Origin of the sequence: Acinetobacter defluvii (assembly GCF_001704615.3) — a bacterium.
In the GTDB taxonomy this organism is placed as follows: Bacteria; Pseudomonadota; Gammaproteobacteria; order Pseudomonadales; family Moraxellaceae; genus Acinetobacter; species Acinetobacter defluvii.
Genome location: NZ_CP029396.2, coordinates 31,417 through 48,842, shown reverse-complemented (window position 1 = coordinate 48,842; position 17,426 = coordinate 31,417). Strand labels below are relative to the sequence as shown.

13 protein-coding genes and 2 pseudogenes are annotated in these 17,426 nt (G+C 34.7%); 12 read left to right on the top strand and 3 right to left on the bottom strand.

Annotation, left to right across the window (positions count from 1 at the left end; genetic code table 11):
• Positions 1–12: 12 nt before the first annotated feature.
• Positions 13–1,103 (bottom strand): IS4-like element ISAba1 family transposase gene (locus tag DJ533_RS00850; RefSeq protein WP_089024811.1). Its coding sequence is split into 2 segments (ribosomal slippage): positions 13–563 and positions 563–1,103, totalling 1,092 coding nucleotides; the frame shifts between segments, so codons are not numbered across the junction.
• A 119-nt stretch (positions 1,104–1,222) separates the two neighbouring features.
• Between DJ533_RS00850 and DJ533_RS00845 the strand changes: the two genes are divergently transcribed.
• Positions 1,223–2,866 carry an acyl-CoA synthetase gene (locus DJ533_RS00845; RefSeq protein ID WP_065995444.1) on the top strand — a complete coding sequence of 548 codons (1,644 nt, stop codon included), beginning with the start codon at positions 1,223–1,225 and terminating at the stop codon, positions 2,864–2,866.
• Between the two features lie 246 nt (positions 2,867–3,112).
• Here DJ533_RS00845 and DJ533_RS00835 read toward each other — a convergent pair.
• Positions 3,113–4,029 (bottom strand): annotated as a pseudogene (locus DJ533_RS00835) (IS4-like element ISAba1 family transposase); the annotation flags it as partial.
• 191 nt (positions 4,030–4,220) lie between these two features.
• Here DJ533_RS00835 and DJ533_RS00830 point away from each other — a divergent pair.
• From DJ533_RS00830 to DJ533_RS00810, 5 genes are all read left to right on the top strand, one after another.
• Positions 4,221–5,336 carry a SprT-like domain-containing protein gene (locus tag DJ533_RS00830; protein WP_005028515.1) on the top strand — a complete coding sequence of 372 codons (1,116 nt, stop codon included), beginning with the start codon at positions 4,221–4,223 and terminating at the stop codon, positions 5,334–5,336.
• Positions 5,333–5,701 carry a hypothetical protein gene (locus tag DJ533_RS00825; RefSeq protein ID WP_005006108.1) on the top strand — a complete coding sequence of 123 codons (369 nt, stop codon included), beginning with the start codon at positions 5,333–5,335 and terminating at the stop codon, positions 5,699–5,701. The genes DJ533_RS00830 and DJ533_RS00825 overlap by 4 nt, the downstream gene beginning before the upstream one ends.
• The gene (locus DJ533_RS00820) at positions 5,701–6,387 is read left to right on the top strand and encodes a DEAD/DEAH box helicase (RefSeq protein ID WP_228716456.1); all 687 of its coding nucleotides are present in this window, start codon (positions 5,701–5,703) and stop codon (positions 6,385–6,387) included. The genes DJ533_RS00825 and DJ533_RS00820 overlap by 1 nt, the downstream gene beginning before the upstream one ends.
• Before the next feature lie 120 nt (positions 6,388–6,507).
• Positions 6,508–8,754, top strand: a complete 2,247-nt coding sequence (locus DJ533_RS00815) for a hypothetical protein (RefSeq protein ID WP_065995445.1) — start codon at positions 6,508–6,510, stop codon at positions 8,752–8,754.
• Positions 8,751–10,967, top strand: coding sequence for a hypothetical protein (locus tag DJ533_RS00810; RefSeq protein WP_065995446.1), 2,217 nt, complete (start codon positions 8,751–8,753; stop codon positions 10,965–10,967). Before DJ533_RS00815 ends, DJ533_RS00810 begins: the two co-directional genes overlap by 4 nt.
• Positions 10,968–11,036: 69 nt before the next feature.
• Here DJ533_RS00810 and DJ533_RS00805 read toward each other — a convergent pair.
• Positions 11,037–11,582, bottom strand: a pseudogene (locus tag DJ533_RS00805) (transposase); the annotation flags it as partial.
• Between DJ533_RS00805 and DJ533_RS00800 the strand changes: the two are divergent.
• The 6 genes from DJ533_RS00800 (at position 11,579) to DJ533_RS00775 (ending at position 17,390) form a co-directional block, all read left to right on the top strand.
• Positions 11,579–12,010 carry a hypothetical protein gene (locus DJ533_RS00800; RefSeq protein WP_065995615.1) on the top strand — a complete coding sequence of 144 codons (432 nt, stop codon included), beginning with the start codon at positions 11,579–11,581 and terminating at the stop codon, positions 12,008–12,010. The pseudogene DJ533_RS00805 and the gene DJ533_RS00800 sit on opposite strands and share 4 nt — an antisense overlap.
• Positions 12,011–12,509: 499 nt before the next feature.
• Complete coding sequence (locus DJ533_RS00795) at positions 12,510–13,442, top strand: IS5-like element IS17 family transposase (RefSeq protein WP_000743272.1); 933 nt, start codon at positions 12,510–12,512, stop codon at positions 13,440–13,442.
• A 2-nt stretch (positions 13,443–13,444) separates the two neighbouring features.
• Positions 13,445–14,062, top strand: coding sequence for a hypothetical protein (locus tag DJ533_RS00790; protein WP_228716453.1), 618 nt, complete (start codon positions 13,445–13,447; stop codon positions 14,060–14,062).
• Entirely contained in the window at positions 14,055–15,377 is a 1,323-nt protein-coding gene (gene qatC, locus DJ533_RS00785) for a Qat anti-phage system QueC-like protein QatC (RefSeq protein ID WP_065995607.1), read from the top strand. Before DJ533_RS00790 ends, qatC begins: the two co-directional genes overlap by 8 nt.
• Positions 15,374–16,117, top strand: a complete 744-nt coding sequence (gene qatD / locus DJ533_RS00780) for a Qat anti-phage system TatD family nuclease QatD (RefSeq protein WP_065995606.1) — start codon at positions 15,374–15,376, stop codon at positions 16,115–16,117. The genes qatC and qatD overlap by 4 nt, the downstream gene beginning before the upstream one ends.
• Positions 16,118–16,343: 226 nt before the next feature.
• Positions 16,344–17,390, top strand: coding sequence for an SNF2-related protein (locus DJ533_RS00775; RefSeq protein WP_228716452.1), 1,047 nt, complete (start codon positions 16,344–16,346; stop codon positions 17,388–17,390).
• Positions 17,391–17,426 lie beyond the last annotated feature (36 nt).

Genomic DNA, 17,426 nt, shown 5'->3' with positions numbered 1-17,426 from the left:
ACACGACAAATTTCACAGAACCCTTATCCTATCAGGATTCTGCTTTCTTAAAATTGCCAAAATTTCCTTAAACTCTTCTTTTTTCCCAAAACCAATTAAACGCTGAATCGCCATTTGAACATAGTCTAAACCATAGCGAAATAAACTCGTTGAGAGTCGTCCATGCTTCTTTATTTTTATCGCTTTTTTTTGATTATGTTGCCATTCACCCGTTAAGTAACACCAACAGAAGCTTATAGCTAACACCGCAATCAATTTTTTCACTCGTCTAGGGTCTGTCAAGCGCGTATTTTCAAGATTAAACCCGCGTCCTTTGAGACAACTGAATAAGGTTTCAATTTCCCAGCGTAATGCATAATCCTGAATAGCATTGGCATTAAACTGAGGAGAAACGACGAGTAAAAGCTCTCCATTTTCTAACTGTAGTGCACTTATATATAGTTTCACCCGACCAACCAAAATCCGTCGTTTACGACATTCAATTTGACCAACTTTAAGATGGCGAAATAAATCACTAATTTTATGATTCTTTCCTAAATGATTGGTGACAATGAAGTTTTTTTAACACGAATGCAGAAGTTGATGTCTTGTTCAATTAACCATGTAAACCACTGCTCACCGATAAACTCTCTGTCTGCGAACACATTCACAATACGGTCTTTACCAAAAATGGCTATAAAGCGTTGAATCAAAGCAATACGCTCTTTCGTATCTGAATTTCCACGTTTATTAAGCAATGTCCAAAGGATAGGTATCGCTATTCCACGATAAACGATTGCGAGCATCAGGATATTAATATTTCGTTTTCCCCATTTCCAATTGGTTCTATCTAAAGTCAGTTGCACTTGGTCGAATGAAAACATATTGAAAATCAACTGAGAAATTTGACGATAATCAAAATACTGACCTGCAAAGAAGCGCTGCATACGTCGATAAAATGATTGTGGTAAGCACTTGATGGGCAAGGCTTTAGATGCAGAAGAAAGATTACATGTTTGCTTTAAAATAATCACAAGCATGATGAGCGCAAAGCACTTTAAATGTGACTTGTTCCATTTTAGAGATTTGTTTAAGATAAGATATAACTCATTGAGATGTGTCATAGTATTCGTCGTTAGAAAACAATTATTGTGACATTATTTCAATGAGTTATCTATTTTTGTCGTGTACAGAGATATCTTTTAATCAATGGAAAAATAATACTGAATTTGGAGTGATCAACATGGTGAGTGCTTATGATGAGTTACCAAGAACCCCCGCAAACTTTGTGGCTTTGTCACCGCTACGTTATTTAGAACGAGCTGCTTATATTTACCCTCATCAAGATGCCATCATTCATGGGCACCGCCATATTTCATGGCGTGAAACTTACCTTCGCTGCTGCCAATTTGCCTCACAATTACAAAAACTGGGAATCACAAAAAACGATACTGTCTCTGTTTTGCTGCCCAATGTCCCTGCAATGATCGAAGCACATTTTGCAGTCCCAATGGCAGGTGCTGTCCTCAACACATTGAACACGCGCTTAGATGCCAAAACCATCGCATTTATGCTTGATCATGCAGAAACCAAAGTCTTATTGGTGGATCCAGAGTTTGCATCGGTTGCACAAGAAGCCTTGGCTTTGGTCGGACGCGATATTTTCGTGATTGATGTAGATGATGCTGAGTACGAAAACTGTTTTACAGCCCCGATTGGGCAAATCGAGTATGAAGACTGGTTAACCGAAGGCGATGACAACTTTGAATGGCATTTACCTCAAGATGAATGGGATGCCATTAGCCTTAACTACACCTCTGGCACCACAGGCAACCCCAAAGGCGTGGTTTATCACCACCGTGGCGCTTATATCAATGCAGCCAGTAACATCATTGCTTGTGGCATGACACCTCGTGCGACCTACTTGTGGACCCTACCACTGTTTCACTGTAACGGCTGGTGCTTTGCATGGACCATGGCAGCCAATGGCGGCACCAACATCTGTTTACGTAAAATTGACCCTGAACTCATTTTTAAACTCATCGCTGAGCACAAAGTCGATTATTTCTGCGGTGCGCCGATTGTGTTATCAATGCTGATCAACACCCCTGAAGAGCAACGGATTCACTTTGAACACCGCGTCGAAGTAATGGTGGCAGGTGCTGCACCTCCTGCTGCAATCATTGAAGGCATGCGTCATATTGGTATCAATGTCACCCATGTCTACGGTCTCACTGAAACCTATGGTCCTTCTGCGCTTTGTGCCTCTCAAGCAGGTTGGTCAGACTTATCGATTCAAGAACAAGCGCAGCTGCACTCACGCCAAGGTGTACCGTACCCACTGCAAGATGGCATGAAAGTCCTTGATCCAGACACGATGCAACCTGTACCGCATGATGGTCAAACTATGGGTGAAATTATGTTCCGTGGCAACATTGTGATGAAAGGCTACCTCAAAAACCCTGAGGCGACCACAGAAGCGTTCGCTGGTGGTTGGTTTCATACAGGCGATCTTGCAGTCTGCCAACCCGATGGCTATGCCAAAATTACTGACCGATCTAAAGATGTGATCATTTCTGGAGGCGAGAATATTTCATCATTAGAAGTTGAAGAAATTCTTTATCAACATCCTGCTATTTTAACGGCTGCGGTGGTCGCAAAACCCGATCCTCGCTGGCAAGAAGTGCCCTGTGCATTTATTGAACTCAAAGCAGGTAAAGAAACCACGCCTGAGGAAATCATTGAATTCTGTAAGCAACATCTGGCACGTTTTAAAGTCCCGAAAGATGTAGTGATTACAGAAATTCCAAAAACGTCGACAGGCAAGTTACAGAAATTTGTCCTACGTGATTGGGCCAAAGAGCGTGCAACGGGCGAGTTTAGCTAAACATTCAGCAGTCTATACAAGCAAATATTCTCACATAAAAAAGCGACCTTGAAGGTCGCTTTTTTATGTCTAAATGACTTAATTATCTGAAATTAAAGCCACTTGCTGAATGTAGTTAAACAACTTCAAACGCGAAGCTTTAAGTTGTTCTTCATCAGCCTGCTGTTTCATATCACGGTGAATACGCAATACATGCTGACGAATGGTATGACGTTCCGCGGCATTATAAGTTTTGGAAAACTCATTTTTTTGATTATGTTGCCATTCACCCGTTAAGTAACACCAACAGAAGCTTATAGCTAACACCGCAATCAATTTTTTCACTCGTCTAGGGTCTGTCAAGCGCGTATTTTCAAGATTAAACCCGCGTCCTTTGAGACAACTGAATAAGGTTTCAATTTCCCAGCGTAATGCATAATCCTGAATAGCATTGGCATTAAACTGAGGAGAAACGACGAGTAAAAGCTCTCCATTTTCTAACTGTAGTGCACTTATATATAGTTTCACCCGACCAACCAAAATCCGTCGTTTACGACATTCAATTTGACCAACTTTAAGATGGCGAAATAAATCACTAATTTTATGATTCTTTCCTAAATGATTGGTGACAATGAAGTTTTTTTAACACGAATGCAGAAGTTGATGTCTTGTTCAATTAACCATGTAAACCACTGCTCACCGATAAACTCTCTGTCTGCGAACACATTCACAATACGGTCTTTACCAAAAATGGCTATAAAGCGTTGAATCAAAGCAATACGCTCTTTCGTATCTGAATTTCCACGTTTATTAAGCAATGTCCAAAGGATAGGTATCGCTATTCCACGATAAACGATTGCGAGCATCAGGATATTAATATTTCGTTTTCCCCATTTCCAATTGGTTCTATCTAAAGTCAGTTGCACTTGGTCGAATGAAAACATATTGAAAATCAACTGAGAAATTTGACGATAATCAAAATACTGACCTGCAAAGAAGCGCTGCATACGTCGATAAAATGATTGTGGTAAGCACTTGATGGGCAAGGCTTTAGATGCAGAAGAAAGATTACATGTTTGCTTTAAAATAATCACAAGCATGATGAGCGCAAAGCACTTTAAATGTGACTTGTTCCATTTTAGAGATTTGTTTAAGATAAGATATAACTCATTGAGATGTGTCATAGTATTCGTCGTTAGAAAACAATTATTGTGACATTATTTCAATGAGTTATCTATTTTTGTCGTGTACAGAGAAAAAATATATGCTTTGCTGATTATTTTAAACTATTGACTGTATTTTAAGCTGTGCGTAAACTTTAAGCGTTGTTTTGTACAATCCACACCTAGTTTGATCCTGTTTGGACGACTGAAAAATGAACATAAAGAATAGAACTACGTTGCAGTTTTATGAAGAACTGCAGTTGGTGTATGACCGTTTCAATGAAAGGCTATTCAAAAATGAATTACCAGATTGTTTGATTACGCTTCAACGTATCAACAAAAATACCGGTTATTGGTCTGAGAATAGATTTGCTTCGACAGAAGATGATACGGCGTATACGCACGAACTGGCCCTTAACCCTGATTACTTTGGCACCCAACCATTGCTTAACATTTTTAAATGCTATGCACATGAGATGTGTCATATGAAACAAAGCATTTGTGGTGAGCCATCTAAACGCTCATATCACAATGCTGAGTTTGCGACATTTATGCTTGAGATCGGTTTGATTATGACTGATGACGGCACAAAAGAAGGTCGCACGACAGGCGAGAAGATGACCGAAATCGTTGTACCTGATGGCTTGTTTATTCAAGTGTGCAATGAGCTTGTCGATGAAGGGCGTATCATCAAATGGTATGACAAGTACGCACCCAAAACGATTTCCAGTCTTGAAATGATTCAAGAGCAAGTGCAGTTGTTGGAGTCCATTCCGACTGCTTCTCCAAAGCTATTTCATATTGCCTTACTTGGCAATGAAATCAATTCAGCTTTGAAATCACCTAAAAAAGAGAAGCCAGTTGAGGAACCGACTCCCACTACAATGAATCCCTTTGATGTAGCGATCGGACTAATCGACATATCAAATACCGCTGCAAACCTTGGCGGTTATTATCCAACGGCTTTTGATGAAGATCCGCTAGATGATGACGACCAACCAATACCAGAACCTAAGGTTGTTAAACTTTATAAGGGTGAACAACCAAACGGCGATGATAACGAGTTTTTTGTACTCAAAGAAACTATGATCGGTGAAACACTCTATCAAGAGCTTGGTTCAGCCAATTTTGAAGAGCCTGAGCCTAAGAAACAGACTAGGGCATCTTTTGCGTGTCCTGAGTGTGGCCGTGGTGCAACGTGTAGTCCTACTTTTAGATTGTCGTGTACTGAATGTGAAGTTGAACTGGTACCGTCAAAATCCATTGATAAAAGCCAGGTGAAGAAAAACAAAAAGGCTGCTAAAGCTGACCAAGGGGATGCAGAATGAAAACGATTGAAGAGCTTGGAATTCTGTTTTCTTCACACAAATACCGTTTTTATAACGAAAAAGACTTACAACTCGCGATTGAGCAAATGTTTATTGCCAATGAGATTCCGTATGAACGTGAGGTTCGTCTATCAAATAAAGACATCATTGATTTTACTGTTGAGCTTGATGTCGGCAAGGTGGGTGTTGAATTAAAAATAGATGGTGCACGTAACGCATTATTGCGTCAGATCAATCGTTATTTAAGCCATGACAGCATAAAAGCGCTCTATGTGGTTGGTACACCGTATTGGGTGAATAACATTCCAATCCAACTGAACAATAAATTTATTTACCGCCATCGTATTTTAGTGGGGGTCTTCTAATGTATAAATCTTACGGCACCATTTCTCGTCAAGAAAAAAACTGGCACATTGAATGTGAACCACATGTTAAAACACGACTTAAGCGTGTATTCCCAAAAGTCAGCCAACATGCATCAAAATTTATTGAGTTAAGCGATACGCCGTCTAATTGTCACGACCTACTTTGGTTTATTGAACGTTATCCAATGCGTGTTGATGATCTTAAATACATGAAAGCGCAATCTAAGGCTTATGTGTCGCTAAAAGAAGATATTTTGGATGTGATGGACTATAAACGTCCGATCAAAACATTTGATCTTGCTGTGCCTCCATATGAGTATCAAAGAGGAGCTGCAGATCTACTACTTAATGTTAAAGGTTTGCTCTTGGGGGATGATTTGGGCCTTGGCAAAACAGCGAGTGGAATATGTCCGATGATTCTACCTGAATCGCTCCCGGCGCTTTTTGTGACAATGACACATCTTCCAATGCAAATTAAGAATGAAATTGAACGCTTTGCTCCGCACCTAAAATGTCACATCCTAAAGAAAGCATCGCCTTATCCATTGCACAAAGAGGGTGAAGCAGCACCCGATGTCATTATCACCAGTTATTCAAAGTTGAACGGTTGGGCTGAATATCTTGCCGGAAAGATTAAGTACGTAGTGTTTGACGAGATGCCTGTTTCCCTAATATCAAGCAATTGAAAAATAAAAATAAACAATAAATATCAAATATTTAAATCTTTTTTTGATAACTTTAAATTTTGACAAAATATAGCCATTATAATATTGCAATCCGTAATGTAATTAGAAATATGAGAAAGCATGATGCAATTAGAAAATATCGGTTTTTATTTTTCTAAAGAAGAACAATTAGAAATTAATCAATTTATTGACTCTAAACATGAGTTAAAAAATATAACCGTTGCGCATCAAAGAAAACTTTATATTTCAGCAATTAAACTTTATTTATTATATTTAGATATTTACCATGAATCTAAAAATATAAATACCAGTTTAAAGAATAAATTATTTAATGAAGAAAATTTCAACATATTTAGTGGTTTTGTTTTAGAAGAATTTCAAGCATCAATTTCAAGAAAAAGCATACTAATTAATTTAGTAAACACGATATTTAAAATAATTCCAGAAAAATATTTTACAAAAAGCAGCACATTCAAAATAAATAAATATTATTTAGAAAATATAGATAAATATAAAAAAATCCGAAGAAACATTCCTGAAATTTATCAATCCAAACCAGTTACAACAATTGAAGGTCATGTATATTTCTTAAACCTAACTGAAGTATATGAATTATATGGGAAAAACCATCAGGAAAAACTGTATAACGCTCTAATTAGAATTGCAAAAAAAACTAAAAAAACAACATTCTCCAGAATTATCACTAACACAAATCAGCTATACAATACTTTATTTAAAATTTGCAGAAATATAGATGAATTATCTTATAAAATTAGACCCGACAATTCATTCCAAACTATGTATGATGTTTATTTATTAATGTTATTAAATAATATTGAAAAAAACTATTCATTAATAAACTTTCATCAAAGATGGACAGCTATTGTAGATACTTTTTATAAACTTACTGAATACAACCATTTCCCTAAACCGGACATTGACATATTGAGACCAGTATTCAAAAATAGTAAATTAAAAACTCACCACCTAGTAAAGTCTGGAGAGATTATAAATGATAAACTATTGTTCGAAATACCTTTACATTTAAAAGATGATCAAGCAAAAGAAGAAATCATTATAAGAATAAATAGCACGATAGATAAAACATATGAAATTGTAAATCTAAATATTTCAGAAAACTACTACAAATACAAAAAATATCAAGAAAATATTAAAAACTCATTTTCAAAAATTGAGCAAGGCAATTCTAGGAATGCCATTATTCAATATATAGAAAATATGCATAATAATGATCAAACAAAAATCAAAGATAATCATTTAAAAACAATAAGAGAGAATATATTTTTGACAGATTATGAAGTACTATACCCCTTATTAACTAAATTAGTACTTGAACACCCACAAATAACAGCCTCTTGGCTAATAGAATGGAAGTTATATGAAAATAACAAGTTATTTGGTTATATTAAAACAGATCAAGTATCTTATATCATTTCACACAAACATAGAAAACGTAAAAAATCACTTCAAAAAATACTTCTAAATACAGAAAGCATAAAAGTTGTGGAACAAATAATAGAGCTTACCCAAAATAACAGGAGTATTTTGAAAAAATTATCGGATCCAAACTGGGAATATATGCTTTTAATCAAAAATTCAATATTACAAATACCAAAAAGAATTATTAAAATAGACAATCCATCAACTTTTGCAGATAGATTTTTCCTATATGAAATATTTAAACGACATATAGATATAAAAAAACTTTCAGAAACTGAAACTAGTTTTGTTAATGAATTATATAAAAATTTCACTTTAACTAAACTAAGAGCTACTGTCGCAGTAAAAATTTTTTTAGATACAAATTCAATAACTATTATGAGTGAAGCATTAGGGCATGAAACCTTAGACCACCGACTTATCAATACATACCTACCAGAACCATTATGGGATTTTTTTTCAAATCGTTGGATTAGAATATTTCAAAATCAAATAATATTTGAGTCAATGAAAGACTCTGAATTAATCTTTAATGCTATGGATATTAATGAAGATAACATTGAAGAATTTTTAAGAAATCATAAAATTGAAAACTTACCAAAATATCTAGAAAGCATTTCAAAAGAAAAAACTAACAACATTAATAACCATTTTGATTTAGGTATATTTTTAATTTCAGTTCCATTATTGCAATTATTATTAGGAATAATTAATTTAAACCTTAGTGGAAAAATTAATAACACTTTTAAAAAATGGCTAGAATCTTCAAATTTTATTATTTCACAAATTAAGCTAAGCCTAGATCCTAATAATAGAGGAACATCATTGTACATTGATCAAGAAATTCAAGAAATGTATAAATTAGCCCTAATGAACCCATTAAATTTGAGTGATAAATTAAAATGAAAGAAATTAGTGAAAAACAAATTATCTTATTTAGAAATGCTATTATACAAGATGATTTTAAATTAAAAAAAGATACTATTGCGGAAATTGAAAATTATCTATCACAATATATAGATATGTTTAAATATGACACTTTCAAACCTTACTGGCTTTTGAGTAAAAATTATGATGACTTAATTTGGGAGGTAAAAACACTTGAGGGTTCAAAGCTAATAAACTTTAGTAAAATACTTAGTATTAGTGATAATCCAATTTGGTATGATTTGATTAATTTATCAAAATTATGGATTGCTATTTCATGTACTCCAAAATATAACAACTCTGTACTATTAAAAATACAAACAATAACTCCTAGAATAAATAGGATATGTAATTTGATAGATTGTCTAATAAATAATAGAGAAAACCTACAATTAGAACAAAGAGGGCTTTTAGCTTTGGATTCTAATTTCTTCCATCAAACATTAATTAATATTGCCACTTTGGGTCTACCAAATGCTATTTATAATTATGAGGATGTCATTAAAAATCATATATTAAATGCCATCAAAGATATCAATATAGATGATGTCATAGCATTTGAGAATAAAATTAAATGTTTAAAGCTCCATAATTCGGGTCGCTTAAAGTTAACTGAAACAGAAATCAGGAAAGCTAAATACTATTTTTTCATGAGTAATGCATATAGCGATACTAGTAATTATGAAAAAAAATTAAATTCTAATTTCTTTCTAAATCTATTTCCTTATAGCCTTTATTTGAATTATCACACTTTTCCAACATTTAGTGAATTTACAATTTATTATATTAATCATAATTATTCTGATACAGAATTTGAAAGAGTTCCTATAGTTAAAGAAAATAATAATCATTCCTTAAAAACAATAGAACGATACCTTTTATCACTAAATCACTTAAATATTGTAATAGATCTTGAATACAATTATTTGAGAAAAATTAATATTAATATTAATCAATTATTTCATAGTATAGAAAAAATACCACTAGGAAGATTCAAACTTCTCCCAGCAGAAGTTGTATTTGATTCTTTTAGAAATGCATTTGAATTTACTTTTAATTATATTGACAATATCCATGATAGTTTAATAAATATTTATGAAAATTTGAATATATCAAATATAGATATTTCTGAAAAAAAGTTTTTTTTGAAGTACATAAATAACGAACTGTTAGATCTAGGAGTAGAGTCATGGACTATTAAAAAAAATAATGATTTCTACATAAATCTTCGAAAAAATAAAGGTTTACACCATCTTTATGCAATTCTAACAGCATCAATTTGCATACTTATAGGAACATTATTAGCACGCAGACAATCTGAAATACTAGATTTAGATCCATTTGATTCCCTTTATCCAAACATAGATCCTACAGCAAATAATACTATCCATTTCTATCTAAAAGTAAAAAATAGTAAAACTGGTGTTGGTTTGCTAAATAATTTAAAAGAATATCTAAATCTACCTATTCCACTATCAATTGCAATTTTTATTTATAAAACGCAAAAATTTAATAAAAAAATATCTAAAATCAATCCAAATTTAATAAATTCTTTAAATTTATTTAATGCAATTCATTCTGACACAATGTCTGTATCTAAATTAAGCTCCAAACTTCATTATAATTATTTAAATACATTTTGTGATTACTTTGAAACTCAAACTATAGATGTAGGGTCGCTCATAAAAAAAAGATACTACATTAGGCAACATCAGTTGAGAAGATTTTTTGCAATGTTATTTTTTTGGTCAAAAAAATTTGACTCTCTAAATATTCTTACAAAATTTCTTGGTCATACCAATTCAGAACACTTGTATAATTACATATCTGAATCAACACCTGGAGACATACTTCTAGGTGTCAAAGCACATTACCTTTCAGACTATTTTCTAAATAAAAACAATAACAAATATGATATAGAAAATATTTCATCTCTTGAATCAATTTTAAAAAAGCATTTTAATATTGATTTCATTGATTTCATGACGGAAGAAAAAGCAGCAACTCTATACGAGAATTCTCAAAAAAATTTACAGGAGTCAAAATTACATGACATTGAAGATCTATGCTTCATCTTGCTTAAAGAATCTATTATTGATTTGAGGCCAGATTTCTATATAATTACAGATCGAAAAACTGGAAAAACTATTAAAGAATTCAAACTAATACTTTTGGTAAATGAAAATGAATAAAATTGAATTGAGTATTAAAAATGAAATTAAAATGCTCAATGAGTTATGGTCAAATCTGGTGTACGAGCATCAGGCGGTTTTCCTGTCTGATTGCTCCATTACTTGTTCGCCGTCTTGGAATTTAACGTTATTGACCACGAGGGTTAGCAGTTGAAATCCTTTCAGGCGGTTCCAGCGCTTCTGCGCTGATTGCAGCAATTTATAAACCATTGCTAGGGTTGTGTTTCTTGAACCGCAATTGCGGGTTTTGCTGGTTCTTAAACGTACTGTAGCGAAGGCAGATTCAATTGGGTTGGTGGTGCGTATACTCACCCAATGTTCTGCTGGAAAATCGTAGAAAGCCAACATGCTCTCACGGTCTTTAGCTAAGCATTCCATTGCGCGTGGGTACTTAGCAGTAAACCTTTCCAGCGCTATATCAAAGGCTTTATGAGCCTTCTCACGCGTCTCTGCCATCCAGATATCATGCAGTGCTTCTTTTACTTTGGGCTGTACTGCTTTGGGCAGTTTGTTGAGCACATTGGCCGTTTTATGCACCCAACAGCGTTGTTGTTTGGTCTGCGGATAGACCTTACTCAGGGCTTTCCAGAAGCCCAAGGCGCCGTCAGCTATTGCTTATCAATAATTCATTTAAAAGCAAAATTCCTCTTGAATCTATAATTTTCTCACTAAAAAATCAAACTAATTTTTCAAAATTTAATAATTTTGATTTAAAAATATTAAGTTATTCTTTAAACTCACATAAATCTTATATCGAAAAATATAGTAATCTTTCTTTTAATGAGTTTAACAATTTAAGAAAAGAAGCACTAACATCCATAACTCATTCAAATATAAAGTCTAAAATAAAAAAGGAAGATAACAACAAAGTCAAAAATGAAATAATTTCAAAGCTAAACAGACAGAACATTCTCTTAATTAGCTTCTTACATATGATGAAAGATAAAATGGAGGTTTATGCATATACTAGCTCAAAACCAGAGTTAATTAATGACTTTAATTTTTTTATAAAAGAGTTTGAGCAAATAATAAAACCTCTATAATCAAAAGAGTAATATATGGCTTATAAAACTATAAGTAATTGCAAAATTTACAATTACTATAATTATCTAAATAATTCAATCGAGTATCTAGATAACTGCTCTTTACCAATTTTAACTTACCCCAATCATCAACCTTGTATTGAAGCAAATGCTTATATGGTTTACTTATATAAACTTAATTTCTCAACACATGATGGTGGTACCCTAAAAAAATATGCATCATATATTAATCATTTACTTAAATATATTTACTCATCTAATGAAATTTCAAAATTATCACAACTAGATGATAATCATTTTTCGATCTTCATTCATTCTTTAATATCACCTTTAAGATCTAATAATCAGATAGTTAGAATTGGTAAAGAATGTATAAATTTCATCTTCTTTGTTTCAAATTTCTACTCATTTAATAATTTAATTGGTACTAGTAGTAATTGTAAAAGGCTTTGTTGCACAAACCTATCTGTAAAGGCTTTTTCAGCGATATAATTTTCAAATGAAGAAGCCTACACACAAAATCTACCGCACAACCAATTGGCCCGCATATAACCGAGCACTCATGAGTCGCGGAAATATTGCCATTTGGTTTGATCCTGCTACGCAATGGTATGCTCCATCAAAAGGCAAACAAGGGCGAAATCAAACCTACTCCGACGCAGCTATCCAATGCTGCTTAATGATTAAATCCTTATTCCGTCTATCTTTACGTATGGTCACTGGCTTTGTGCAAAGTCTGATTAAACTTTGCGGATTAAATTGGACCGCACCAGATTACAGTACGCTTTGTAGAAGACAAAAGCATATTGATATTGCAATCAGCTACCAAAAAAGTAGCGATGGGCTGCATCTACTCGTAGACTCTACAGGCATGAAGTTTCTAGGTGAGGGCGAATGGAAACGCAAGAAACATGGAGCTGAATATCGTCGCCAATGGCGTAAACTACATATTGGTATAGATGCCAAAACCCTACAAATACGCGCTATTCAGCTCACAACCAATAATGTCAGTGATTCACAGGTGCTTGGTGATTTACTTAATCAGATTCCACAAGATGAGCAGATTGACTCTGTTTATACCGATGGAGCTTATGACACCAAGCAATGCCGTCAGGTCATTGCAGATCGGCAAGCACATGCGGTGATTCCACCTAGAAAAAATGCGAAACCATGGAAAGATACAAAGAGTAGCTCGCTAGAGCGAAATGAATTACTTCGAACAGTTAAACGTTTAGGCAGGACATTATGGAAAAAATGGTCAGGCTATCATCGCCGCAGTTTGGTGGAAACCAAGATGCATTGCATCAAATTATTAGGCGATAAATTAATGGCAAGAAGCTTTCCTAGTCAGGTGAATGAAATTCATGCACGTGTAGCAGTCCTCAACAGATTTACGGAATTAGGTCGACCACTTACCCAAGTTACGCCTTAAATTTGGCTCAATTAGGGGCGCTTTGCATTTCAAATCTTTGTGCAACAAAGCCTGCAAAGAGTGCCACTGGCGGTAAATCTAACGGAGCTAGAAGATTTAGCTCTATGATAGGAGCTGGAGGTAGTTTATTTGATGCCTTAAGGTCTCTACAGTCAGGCTCAGATACTAACTCTTTAAATATTTCAGATTTACAAGGTCAACCTATAGATGTCGTAATAGATAAAATTATTGATTCTATTATTGACGTCAATGGAGATTCTGAACGTATTAGAGCGGCAATGAATGAAGCTTTAGCAGAGGCTTTAGATGGATTCTCCACATTCGATTTTTCAAAAATTACTGATGATATTATCGTAGATATGATGATTAACTATCTCACCCAATGTATTTTTGAACAAATTATTTTAGATTCTAAAACAGCATTCGATAAAGCGGATACACCAGAAAAAGTAGAAATGATTGAATCAAGCTTATTGGAGTTAATTAAGACATCAGTGGATTTGAATTTCGGAACTCATTTAGAAAACATCAATACACTTAACAAACAAGACATTGAAACAATACAAAAAAATGCTATCCAAGATATTTGGGGTGAATGGGAGGATCACTTAAATGATTGAACTATATTTTGATACTGACACCACTCAACTACCTGCTTTATCAGACAGTTTGATTCCTGTGCATTTATATGGTCCTCCTGCACAAAATGGGGAATATGCAAGTATTGGTCGCCCTTTATTAAATGAAATAAAAAGGATTAAAGAGGATTTAGATGAAACAGCACTAGATTTCTTGACTATAGCAATGGCTATTACAGCAGCCGATACATTTGTTGAGAGAAATAAACAAGCTGAGGATGGATGGTGTCGAGAGTTTAAGCTTTCAATTCCTCTTATCAATCCAAGTGTATGGATTCCGCAAATTGAGTTGTTGAAAGAAATTTTGCACTTTTTGAGTGGTGACTTGTGGCATTTTCAATTTAGGACAGGGAATTTTGTTTGGCCAGATAAGATCAAACGCGGCCGTAAAATACCTTTGGTTGGGCATGACTCTGCATGTCTTTTTTCAGGTGGCTTAGATAGTGCTATTGGTATTATTGATTTAACTTCAAAAAAAATTAATCCAGTGCTAATTAGTCATGCCTATGCTAGGGATAAATCTAAACAAGATAATCTGTATAATTTATTGGGCTTAAAAAATTCAAAATTTCAAGTTATTGCATATCCAAGAAAGGCTGGTGATATTCCAACTGATGTGCAAATGCGTACTAGGAGCTTTAACTTTATTGCTTTCGGTACATTAATCAGTACCGCAATAAGCCAACATTATCAAGCAGGCAAATTAACGACCTTATACGTTCCAGAAAATGGTTTGATTTCAATTAACCCACCCCTTACTCCGCGTCGAATTGGTTCACTGAGCACTAGAACAACGCATCCTCATTATATGAGTTTATTAAACGAATTGTTTCATCGAGTGCATTTACCTGTGATTCTAGATAATCCTTACCAATTTATGACTAAAGGAGAGATGATGAAAAACTGCTCAAATACTATAGTTTTGGAGCAGATAGCTAAAGATACGGTGTCTTGTGGTAAATGGAAAAGGACTGGAATTCAGTGCGGGAAATGCGTTCCATGTATAATAAGGAGAGCTTCGTTCCATTCAGCCGCGATGCCTGATCAAACAGTAAATTATGTTTATAACGATTTGGGTTTAGTAATAAAGGATCCAGACAATCGCGATGATCTTATGTCAATGATTCTAGCTATTAGAAAATTGAAAAAGGTAAAAAATCCTAAAATTTGGATCTCTAAGTCAGGAGCACTGCCTACTGATTTAAAGATCAGAAGGCAAATTTTAGACACAGTGGTTCGAGGATTTAAAGAGGTCGAAGACTATTTAAAGTCACAATCTTTAGGTGTTAATATTTGATTTACCCTTACATTGATTTTCATTGCCATTTAGATTTATATGATGACCCACATGCTGTAGCCAAAGCATGTGGAGATTCTAAAAGCTATATATTATCAGTAACCACAACGCCTAAAGCGTGGTTTGGCACTGATAAACTAACTCGTCATAGTTCAAGAATCAAAACAGCATTGGGTTTACATCCGCAGCTAGCTCATGAACGTTATGACGAACTTGCGCTATTTGATTCATTAGTTAATCAAACTAGATATATTGGTGAAATTGGGCTAGATGGCTCCCCTAACTTTCGAAATCATTGGGAAATCCAAAAAAAGGTTTTCTCACATATTTTGAAAAAAGCCAACAACGAATCACCTAAAATTTTAACCATACATAGTCTTAGAGCAACACGGCCTGTTATAGAACTCCTAAGTGAAAATTTTGATAATGGTATACCAGTGCTACATTGGTTTACAGGCAACCTTTCTGAGTTAAGAGAGGCCTTGAAAGCTGGATGCTGGTTTTCAATAAATGAGCGAATGTTGAAAACAGAAAAAGGGAGACAATTAGTAAAACATATACCTAAAAATATGATCCTTACTGAAACTGATGGTCCTTTTATCGTGAAAACAGGTACACCTTTACTACCAGCTCAGGTTCAACCAGTTATTAATGAGCTTGCAGATATATGGGAAGTCGATGCCAATGAAGTTGCTGCTCAGATCTATGAAAACTTTAAGCATCTCTTAATCAACAATTAATATAGAATGATCATATTTGATGTGCGCTGAGATAACAGGAGACTTTTACTTGGAGCTTCTATGTTACTAAGCTATAAAAGTCCTCTGTTATTTGATTTCGTATCTTAAAATTCAAACCCTTTTAAATTCTGCTTTGATTATAAACAAGCATATTATGACTACAATATTGACCTCATCCCTTCTAACGTTCTAATTATTTATTAGGTACTGTTACGACCTGAATGCTATGTATATTTTGACAATTCTATTTTATATTAGGGAAATCCAAGAGTTACGGACTGGCTATACATCGCAAAAGTATTCCGCTGCTAAACTCATTAGTGACCAAGCTGAATTACGCCTCGGTCTATCAGCTACACCGATTTATAACTACGGTGATGAATTCTACAACATCATTGAAATATTGCGTCCTGATAGCTTAGGTACCGCTACTGAATTCGCTCGTGAGTGGTGTTCACAAGAAAAACGTATTAATGATCCTAAAGCGTTTGGGATGTTTTTACGTGATGAAGGTCTAATGTTGCGCCGTACTCGAGCAGATGTAAATCGAGAGTTACCGCCAGTACAAATCATCCCTCAATATGTCGAAAGCGATCCTAAAGTACTGGATCAAATTAAGGGCAAGGCAATGGAACTGGCAAAAGTAATTTTAAGCTCTACTCAGGAATTCCAAGGGCAAAAGCTTCGTGCGACAGAAGAATTCAATATTATGATGCGCCAAGCAACAGGTATCGCCAAAGCGCCGTATGTCGCTGAGTTCGTGCGTATGCTTGTTGAGTCTGGTGAATCAGTCATGCTTTATGGTTGGCATCGAGATGTGTACAACATTTGGCTAGAACGCTTGGCTGAATTCAATCCTGTTATGTATACAGGCACGGAAGGACCTGCAGCTAAGGAACGTTCTAAACAAGCATTCTTGAATGATGAAAGCAAAGTCTTCATTAGTTCATTACGTTCATCTGCCGGGCTTGATGGCTTGCAGTACCACTCAAAATGCAAAACATTTGTGTTTGGTGAGTTGGATTGGTCGCCTGGTGTTCATGATCAATGTATTGGTCGCTTAGACCGTGACGGTCAAATCAAACAGATCTCGGCATATTACTTGTTGGCTGATTCGGGTTCAGATCCAATTATTTCTGATGTCTTAGGCATCAAAAAAGGCCAGTTGGAAGGAGTTAAAAACCCGAATGGCGAATTATTTGAACATTTAATTACGGACGGTGGCGGTATCAAGCGCTTAGCCGAACACATACTGAATAAGAAAGTTGCTTAAGAGAAACCTTATGACTGAACTTTACCTAGCTTGTTT